This is a genomic window from Kitasatospora sp. NPDC048715, from assembly GCF_043198905.1.
GTDB classification, from domain to species: Bacteria; Actinomycetota; Actinomycetes; order Streptomycetales; family Streptomycetaceae; genus Kitasatospora; species Kitasatospora lactacystinica.
The window spans coordinates 151,242-160,202 of the sequence record NZ_JBICVH010000003.1; the positions used below are offsets into that span (position 1 = coordinate 151,242).

An 8,961-nucleotide genomic window follows, 5' to 3' on the forward strand; every position below is an offset into this window, starting at 1 on the left:
GGGTGCTCCGGCGGGTGTCGGTCCGGGTGTCGGTCCGGGTGTCAGTCCTCGTAGTGCATCGCGAACCGGCAGTGCGCCGGACGGGTGCGTTCCCGGTCCGCCGCCGGGGCCGGTTCCGGCGGCCCGGGGCGGTCCCGGCGCCAGGCGACGGCCACCGGGCGGATCGTCCGCTCCAGCGGCTCGTCGACGTCGACGACGGCGGTGACAGTGGTCATGGCAGGTCCCTTCCAGCGGCGGCCCGTACGGCCGGACACCTCCAGTGGAGACCCTCCGCACACCGACCGCACCCGTCCTTGACGCATGACGTACGTCCCGGGCCCGGTCCTTGACGCCCTCCTGACAGTGGTCCTGCGGCGGCCCGTCCGCGGTGTCAGGAGTCTGTCAAGGACGGCCGCCGCGCCGCCAAGGCCTCGTCAAGGCGGGCATGTCCCCCGGTGCTCCGGTGGTGGGCTGTCCGCCGTCCCCGCAGCCCCACCGAACCGCCGCCCCACCCGACCGGGCGGCCCGGAAGGTCCCCGAGACGATGCGCCGTTCGGCCCTCACCACCCCGGACACCACCGACCAGCAGAACCTGTTCCGGCGCCCGGACCGTGCGCCCGGGCCGCCGCTCGGCCACCGGCCCACCTCGCCGGGCGTCCGCCGCCGGCTGATCACCCGCCGCCAGCTGGCCGAGGCACTGCCCGCCGCCGTCCGCAAGCTCCACCCGCGCACCATGACGCGCAACCCGGTGATGCTGGTGGTCGAGTGCGGCTCCGCGCTCACCACCGTCAGCGCCGTCCTCCACCCGAGCGTCTTCGCCTGGGTGATCTCCTTCTGGCTCTGGCTGACCGTGCTGTTCGCCAACCTGGCCGAGGCCGTCGCGGAGAGCCGCGGCAAGGCGCAGGCCGAATCGCTGCGCCGCGCCCGGTCCACCACCACGGCGCGACGGCTGCCGCACTGGCGGGTCGGCACCCGCGACCTGCGCCACGAGGTCGTTCCCGCCGAGCAGTTGCTGCTGCACGACATCGTCCTCGTGCCGGCCGGCGAGGTGATCCCGCGGGACGGCGAGGTGGTCGAAGGCGTCGCCGCCGTCGACGAGTCCGCGATCACCGGGGAGTCCGCGCCGGTGCTCCGGGAGTCCGGCGGCGACCGCACCGGCGTCACCGGCGGGACGAAGGTCCTCTCCGACCACCTGGTCGTCCGGGTCACCTCGCGGCCCGGGCAGAGCTTCGTGGACCGGATGATCGCCCTGGTCGAGGGCGCCGACCGGCAGAAGACGCCGAACGAGGTCGCGCTCAACATCCTGCTGGCCTCGCTGACCATCGTCTTCCTGCTGTCCGTCGTGTCGCTCCAGCCGATGGCCATCTACGCCAACGCGCCGCAAACCACCATCGTGCTGGTCGCGTTGATGGTCGCCCTCATCCCGACCACCATCGGCGCCCTGCTCTCCGCCATCGGCATCGCCGGCATGGACCGGCTGGTGCAGCGCAACGTGGTCGCGCTCTCCGGCCGGGCGGTGGAGGCCGCCGGGGACGTGGACGTGCTGCTGCTCGACAAGACCGGCACCATCACCCACGGCAACCGCCGGGCCGTCGCCCTGCACCCGCTGCCCGGCGCGACCACCGAACAGCTCGCCGAGGCCGCCCAGTTGGCCTCCGTCGCGGACGGAACACCGGAGGGGCGGTCACTGGTCGAACTGACGAACCGTCAGTACTGGGTGCCGCCGCGCTCCCCCGGCGAACTCGGCGAACAGCGGCCCGTGCCGTTCACCGCGCACAGCCGGATGAGCGGCGTGGACCTCACCTGGCCGGACGGCACCACCTGCCTGATCCGCAAGGGCGCCGCGAGCGCCGTCGCCCGCTGGGTGGTGGACTCCGGCGGACGGCTGCCGATGGAGGCCGAGCCGCTGGTGGACCGGATCGCCGGGTCCGGCGGCACCCCGCTGCTGGTCGCCGTCCACGACCGGCACGGCGCACGGGCGTTGGGCGTCGTCGAGCTCAAGGACGTGGTGAAGGAGGGCATCGCCGAACGCTTCGCCGAGCTGCGGCGGATGGGCATCCGTACGGTCATGGTCACCGGGGACAACCCGCTGACCGCGCGCACCATCGCCGATGAGGCCGGGGTGGACGACTTCCTCGCCGAGGCCACCCCGGAGGACAAGCTCGCCCACCTGCGGCGCGAGCAGGCCGCCGGGAACATGGTCGCGATGACCGGCGACGGCACCAACGACGCCCCCGCGCTCGCCCAGGCCGACGTCGGCGTCGCGATGAACTCCGGCACCCCGGCCGCCAAGGAGGCCGGCAACATGGTCGACCTCGACTCCAACCCGGCGAAGCTGATCGAGATCATCCGGGTGGGCAAGCAACTCCTCATCACCCGAGGCGCGTTGACCACCTTCTCGATCACCAACGACGTGGCCAAGTTCTTCGCGATCATCCCCGCGATGTTCGCGAACGCCTACCCCGGGCTGCACCACCTGAACATCATGGAACTGCACAGCCCCACCTCGGCGATCGCCTCCGCGATCATCTTCAACGCGCTGATCATCGTCGCCCTGATCCCGCTCGCCCTGCGCGGCGTGCGCTACCAGCCGGCCTCCGCGACCGACCTGCTCCGGCGCAACCTGCGGGTGTACGGACTGGGCGGGCTGGTACTGCCGTTCCTCGGCATCAAGGCGATCGACCTGCTGATCCAGTTCGTCCCGGGGCTGGGCTGAGACACCGGCCGGGAGGCATCGGCCGGGAGACACCGGCCGGGAGGCATCGGCCGGGAGACACCGGCCGGGAGACACCGGCCGGGAAATCCCGCCGCACCGCCGCCGACGGGCCGTGTCAGAAGGCCGTCAAGATGTGTGCGACCTGCGTCATGGTGGTGTCAGCGGCGGTACGGAGGCGTCCGTTCCGGGGTTCACTTGAGTCATCCGAAGCAAGGAGTGCCGAACCGGCGGAGCCCGATGGAGAGAGTCGCCGGAGAGACGGAGGCGAACGGCCATGACCGGGACCACCCGAGTGATCGTCGGCCTGAGCGGGTCACTGAGCAGTCTGGCCGCCCTCTACCACGCCGTCGGCGAAGCAGCCCGGCACGAAGCGATGCTGGTGCCCGTCGCCGCCTGGACCGCGATCGAGCGGGACGGCCGGCGCCCGCCCTCCGAACTGGAGCACGCCGCCCGCCGGCGCCTCGACATCGCCTTCGAACAGGCCTACGGCGGCTACCCGTCCGGCCTGGTCATCCACCCGCTGGTGGTCAACGCCGAACCCGGCCCCGCCCTGGTCGGCGCCGTCACCGGCCCGGAGGACCTGCTCGTCCTCGGCGCCGCCACCCGCCGCCGCCTGGACCGCCTGCGGCACGGCTCCGTCGCCCGCCACTGCCGCCACCGGGCCGGCTGCCGGGTGATCGAGGTCTCGCCCTCCGCCCTGCTCACCCGCCTCGAACTGCCCGCCCGCACCGGCGCCCCGCTCCCCCTGCTGGCCCGCTGACGACGCGCCGCCCCGCGCCCGAACGCCCCAGCCGTCCCACCTGCGAGCGCCCCACCCTCAGCGCCCACCCGCGCGCCCCGGCCACCACGCCCGGGCGCGCGGGTGGGCGCTCGGCCATGCAGGGCGGCAGACGGGGCAAGTACGCTTCCTCGCCGCCGAGTTGGAGGTGTCGCAGCAACCTGCGAGCCCCACCGGCCCCGGCCTCCCCACCTCCGTGGCCCCGACCGCGGAAACGGAGCTCCGTACTCAAAGTAGCCGGGCCACCACCCCTCGACATGCCCACCGGCAGCCCGGGTTCCGCACCTTCGACAAGCCTGTCGAAGGTGACATGCCCGGGCTATGCTGACCCGAAGCCCGCCCGCGGTCGGGCCCCTCGCCCCGTCGACGAAAACGCCACCCAGGCGCTCCCGACCGGAAGGAGGCGCGGCCCCGACCTCCGCAGGACGGCCCACCTGCCGCGGCCAACCTGCCGCCCACATCGCATACTTGACGGCCCGTCAATGATGATCCGCGATTTCACCGCCTGAGCCGTGACGCGTGCCCCGGGCCGCCCACCGCCGTTGTACGGAAGGTGAATCGCCGCGCCCGCCCGAAACCCCCGGCCGCCCCGCCGAGGAAGAGGTTCCGCATGACGACGTCCCGGACCCACCCGCGCCCCGCCGAGGCCGCGGTACTGCTCACCGTGCTCGGCCTGCTCGTCCTGGAGGAGATCGCCCTCGGCATGGCCGAGGAGGAGGACCGCCCCGTCATCGGCGGCATCCTGATCGGCGCCTCCGGCACCGGCCTGCTGGTCGTCGGCGCGGTGCTGCTCAGCCGCTGGATCGACCTCCGCCGCCCGCTCCCACTGCCCCCACCCGGCCCCAACGGCCGCGAGTACAGCGCCCGCGCCCTCGAAGGCTTCCCGATGGAGGCCGTCCGCCCCCTGCTGCTCGCCGAGAACGCACCCCAGCTCGGCCACCTGTACTCCGCCTGGATGCTCGCCCGGGCCGGCCGCCCCGCCCCCTGGATCGCCCGCCGCCTCGCCATCCCCCCGGACGCCGCCCAGCTCCTGGTCGACGCCGCCCGCTCGACGAGACTCGACCGGGCCTGATCAGCGCCGCCGACCGGTCTCCGCGTTCGCCTGCGCCACCAGGTACGGCACCAGCCCGCGCTCCGCCAGCGCCGACCGCCAGGCATCCCGCGCCAGCACCAGCTCCCCCGGCCCGTCCGCCGCCTCCCCGGCCTCCGCACCCCTCGCCCGGGCCGCCCCCAGCAGCCCCAGCCCGCCCACCAGCAGACTCACCGCGGCCACCCCGGCCGACACCCAACCGGCCTCCACCAGCGCGTGCGCCAGCACCTCCAGGTCCTCCACCAGCCCCAGCACGAGGCCCAGCAGCAGGAAGATCACCGCCGCCGTCACCGCGATGATCGGCACGACCACCCCCAGCACCCCCCACCACCCCGACGCCCGCTCCCGGGGAGGCGCCGCCACCGGCAGCCGCGCCACCGCATCGGCGTCCGCCCGCAACGCCGCATACCGCTCGTACTCCGGCGCCGCCGCGGCCAGCACGAACTCCGCGTTCTCCCGCGCCGTCCGCCGCAACCGCTCCACCCCCCGCAGCTCGTCCCCGCCCGCCCGCAGAGCCGCCCGCACCTGCGGCGCGGAGAGCGCTCGCCCCAGCTCCGTCTCGAAGTCCGCCCGATCCTGCTGCGGCAGCCGAAGCGACCTGTCCATGCTCGTCCCCGATCACCGTTCGTTCAGTTCTACAGAACTGTAGAACAAGGAGGGGGAACACAGCAGCCCTGTTCACGGGTGGATTCGGTGCTCAGGACGGGTCGGCCATGGGGACGCGGGCGAGCGCGTCGCGGATCGACTCGGCGACGTCGGGGACGTCGATGCCCCACTCGCGGTACCAGTCGACGATCTGCGCGATCGGCCGGCCGGTTCGCCGGGAGACCTCCAGGAGAGTCGCCAACGAGATGCCCTTGCCGACCATGTGCGGGCTGTTGTCGAGCTCTCCGACGATCTCCAGGGCCTGCCGGTGCGTCAGCTCCCGAGGCAGGTCGTCGCAGGAGACGGCAATCCCCCGGGACCTCAGATGGCGGGCCAACTCCCCCGGACTCCGGTCGAGGCGGTACCCCGCCGTGATCAACTTGGCGAAGGGAACCGTCTCCCCCATCGCCAGGTCATCCCAGTCCATGACGCTGCCGGGCTGGAAGAGCGCCCGATCGAGACGCGTGGCCGGGCCCGGAAGGAATACCGGCGATCCGTAGGCGCGGTACCGCTCGACCAACTCCTCCAAGGAGATGGCGTCATACCTCAGCAGGGAGAACGCGAACCGGAAGTGGACGTCCACGGGATCGCCCCACCCCGATGTTCCGTCGAAGAGGAACAGATCCTCCGTCGTGGCATCGCTCGGCAGCCGAGGGATCGGGAACCCGAACCCCGCGAAGGACCTGAGCACCTCGGCGATCCCGCTCCCCGTCCTGTCCGCCACCCGCAGCACATGGGCGACCGGAACGGGGTGCGCCCGGCTCAGCCACGGCCACGCCCCGTCGAGGTGGCGGCTGAGCACCACGGCCACGTCGTTCGACGGCAGGTCGGGAAGTCCCGTGGGATCGGCCTCCAGTCCGTACGCCGCCATGGCCTCGGCGATCTCGGCGACGGGGACACCCAGCACGGCGCCGGCCTTGGCCAGGTACCCGGGGGCGACGGCCTCACCCGGCTCCGGCCACCCGCGGAACCTCCGTCCCTCGTCGGTCTCTCTCAGGAACACCCGGTCCGACTCGACGGCAAGCGCCAGGTCGAGCACGGCCCGGGGAACGTCCACCCCCGCTCGCACCCAAGCCGCGGCCACCACGGCTACCGGGTCGGCCCGCTCGTCCGCCGCCGTCACCAACTCGGTGACCGTGACCGGCCGACCGTCCGTCGCGGGGACGCCGTCCACCCGGCCCGCCTCGTGGAAGCGCTTCCAGCGACTCATGTTGCGACCACGGACCACTGTCATGGCGAGCTGATCGGAGGGCTTCGCCACACGTCCACGGCCAGCAGCCAGGAGTGGCGGCCAGATCTCCGCGAGTTCCGCCAACTCCTGCCGCCGGTCGTGCGCCAGGAGCCTCCAGAGGACCACGCAGTCGTCCGGCGCACCGGACACCGGCCCCATCCCGCTGGTTCCAACGGGTTGTGGAATTCCCACCGCGCCGAACAGGTCGACGTCCACGGGACAACACCCCGTCCGTCGGGTGTCGAACTCGAATCCGTGGTACTCGAACCGTTGCCCCTGCCGGACGCACTCGGCAGCCACGACATCGGCGACGCCGACATTCCCGAGCGTCAGGCCCACGAGCCACTTCATGCTCAGCAACGTCGAGTCGGTCCGAACCAGATCGACCGCCGCCGATTCCAGGAGTCGACGAACGTGGTGGGACACGTCATCGATGACAAGGCGCCGGTCGACCGAAAGCTTGCCCGGCGACCACGCTCCCGAGAGGTTCACGACGACCCCCGCCAGGCCCTTGGTGGGGCTCACCAACTCCCCCGACGCCGAAGGCCGGACGAACAGACCGTCCACCAACAGGGCTCCGCCGTGCTCGCACCACGTCACCTGCGCGCCGTCGGGAGCGTGCTCCCACGGAACGACCGTGCCCGTAGCCTGGAACCCGAATTCCTCTTCCGACCGCATCCATCTGGTCCGCAGCATCCCGGGCTTCCACTCGGCATCCCGTTCGCCGTGCACCGCCGTGGTACGGAACTCCGCGATGCCCAGGAGGCGTTCGAGGACGTCGAGGGCCGACCAGGACGAGCCGAGGTCGATGTCCTCCCGCAGGTACAGCCGCACCGTGGTACCGGGCTTCCGAGCCGGCTCGGGCAACGGGAGGATCCGGAAGAGGTGTCCGGGACCGTAGATGGAGACGCCCAGGTTCGGGCCCAGTAGGCCCTCCTTGTCCATGCGGCACGTCGTCACCCGGATCTCATCCGCGAGCATGAAGTAGCTCAGGACTCCGATGCCGAAACGGCTGTTGGGGTGGAGTTCGACGGGCGGGTCGACCTTTCGCCACTTGGCGCGTTCCAGCTTGAAGTCCAACTGCTCGGCGAAACGGGCGCCGGCGTTGGAGAAGACCCCTCTCAACTCCTCCTCCCCCATGCCGACGCCGTCGTCCTTGCACTCCAGGTAGGCGCGGCCGTCCTCGTCCACGTCCTGACGGAACTGGATGAGCCCGTCGTAGCGGAAGTCGGCCAGCGGGTGGGTGCGGTCCAGGAACTCGGTGCGGGCGCGCCGGTAACGGCAGGCGTCGAGGGCGTTCTGGTAGAGCTCGCGGACGGCCAGGTCCCGGTCGCGGTAGAGCTCGATACCCATCAGCAGGCTGCGCACCCGGCGTTCGTCCAGGCGGAACCTCGCCCAACTGGTGAAGGCCTTGCCGGCCGAGGCAGCGTCGTCGGCGCTGAGCCGGGCGGGGAGCGGGTGATCGGTGAGGACGCAGCGGACGGTGTGGAGGAGTTGGTCGGCCCGTGCGGTGTACTCGCGCAGGCTCTCGACCACCGCCTCGTGGTGGCATTCGGCGCGCAGGACCGGCAGGTCGTAGGGGCCGCCCCACACAGCCTCGTCCAACGTCCGGCGCAGGTCGGCGAGGTGGACCTCGTACTCCTCCGGGATACCGATGTGTTCGGCGACGATCTCGGGCAGAGCGGTCATCTCGATGGCGGTCCCGTACGCGAGCGCCAGCAGTAGCGCCAACCGTGGCTCCCGAACGTACTGTTCGCCCGGCGCTCGCAGGTGGTTGTCCGCCCTGAGGCCGGACATGTAGTCGTGGTGGCCGACGTCGGGGCCCCGGCGCAGGCCGTGCAGCAGTGCGCAGACGCGCTTGGGCGCGAAGGTCTCGCCGAGGTCGGCGAGCATCGGGAGTCGGTCCAGGATCTCGCCGACGCCCTCGGGGTCGGCGAGATCCTCGTGCTGGTCGAGCCAGCGGTGGAAGAGCCACCAGCCGAGGGGGACGGCGGAGGCGGGGCGGGTTCGGGTGCGGCCCACGAGCAGGTCGTAGGACTCGATGAACTGCTCGTAGGCCGATCGGTCGGCGTCGGGCTCGGGTGACGGCGCCAGGTCGGTCGGCCCGACGGCGGACCGCGCCGCCGCCAGGTTCAACGACCGGACCCGGTAGAGGAACGGCAGCACGGCCAGCAGTGCCGCCTCGGCCGGGTAGAGCTTCAGCGGCTCCTCGCCGAGCAGCCAGCCGACCCGTTTGGCGAAGCGCTCCGCGATGCCCGGGTCCTGCCAGGGGTCGTCCGCCATCTCGACCGAGTCCCGAAGCCGGGCCAGCTCGCCGACGGCCTCCAGTACGACGCGCTTGTAGGGCTCGGTGTCCTGGTCCTCCCGTACGTGCCGCCAGGTGGGCGATTTCGCGACGAGATCCACCCACTTGTCGGCCCGGACGGACGCTGCCGGGGGTCGGCTCCCGTCCAGGAAAAGGTTCTCGATGTTCCCGGCCTGCACGACCGTCCCGTGCACCGGGCCGTTCACCGTATTCGCCG

At 72.2% G+C, this 8,961-nt stretch carries 6 protein-coding genes; 3 read left to right on the forward strand and 3 right to left on the reverse strand.

The genetic code is table 11. The annotated features are described in order from the left end of the window. Positions 1–41 precede the first annotated feature (41 nt). A complete protein-coding gene (locus tag ACGFSC_RS07390; protein ID WP_359898834.1) occupies positions 42–215 on the reverse strand; it encodes a hypothetical protein in 174 nt (57 codons plus the stop codon). 308 nt (positions 216–523) lie between these two features. Here ACGFSC_RS07390 and kdpB point away from each other — a divergent pair, with 308 nt between their 5' ends. From kdpB to ACGFSC_RS07405, 3 genes are all read left to right on the forward strand, one after another. Continuing rightward, positions 524–2,695 carry a potassium-transporting ATPase subunit KdpB gene (gene kdpB, locus ACGFSC_RS07395; protein WP_359898836.1) on the forward strand — a complete coding sequence of 724 codons (2,172 nt, stop codon included), beginning with the start codon at positions 524–526 and terminating at the stop codon, positions 2,693–2,695. Positions 2,696–2,969: 274 nt separating this feature from the next. Continuing rightward, complete coding sequence (locus tag ACGFSC_RS07400; protein ID WP_359898838.1) at positions 2,970–3,455, forward strand: universal stress protein; 486 nt, start codon at positions 2,970–2,972, stop codon at positions 3,453–3,455. A gap of 628 nt (positions 3,456–4,083) precedes the next feature. Next, positions 4,084–4,545, forward strand: a complete 462-nt coding sequence (locus ACGFSC_RS07405; protein ID WP_359898840.1) for a hypothetical protein — start codon at positions 4,084–4,086, stop codon at positions 4,543–4,545. Here the strand turns inward: ACGFSC_RS07405 and ACGFSC_RS07410 are convergent, their stop codons facing one another. Continuing rightward, positions 4,546–5,169 (reverse strand): hypothetical protein, encoded by a 624-nt coding sequence (locus ACGFSC_RS07410; RefSeq protein ID WP_359898842.1) that lies wholly within the window; start codon positions 5,167–5,169, stop codon positions 4,546–4,548. A gap of 91 nt (positions 5,170–5,260) precedes the next feature. Further along, positions 5,261–8,938 carry an ATP-binding protein gene (locus ACGFSC_RS07415; RefSeq protein WP_359898844.1) on the reverse strand — a complete coding sequence of 1,226 codons (3,678 nt, stop codon included), beginning with the start codon at positions 8,936–8,938 and terminating at the stop codon, positions 5,261–5,263. Between the last annotated feature and the right edge of the window lie 23 nt (positions 8,939–8,961).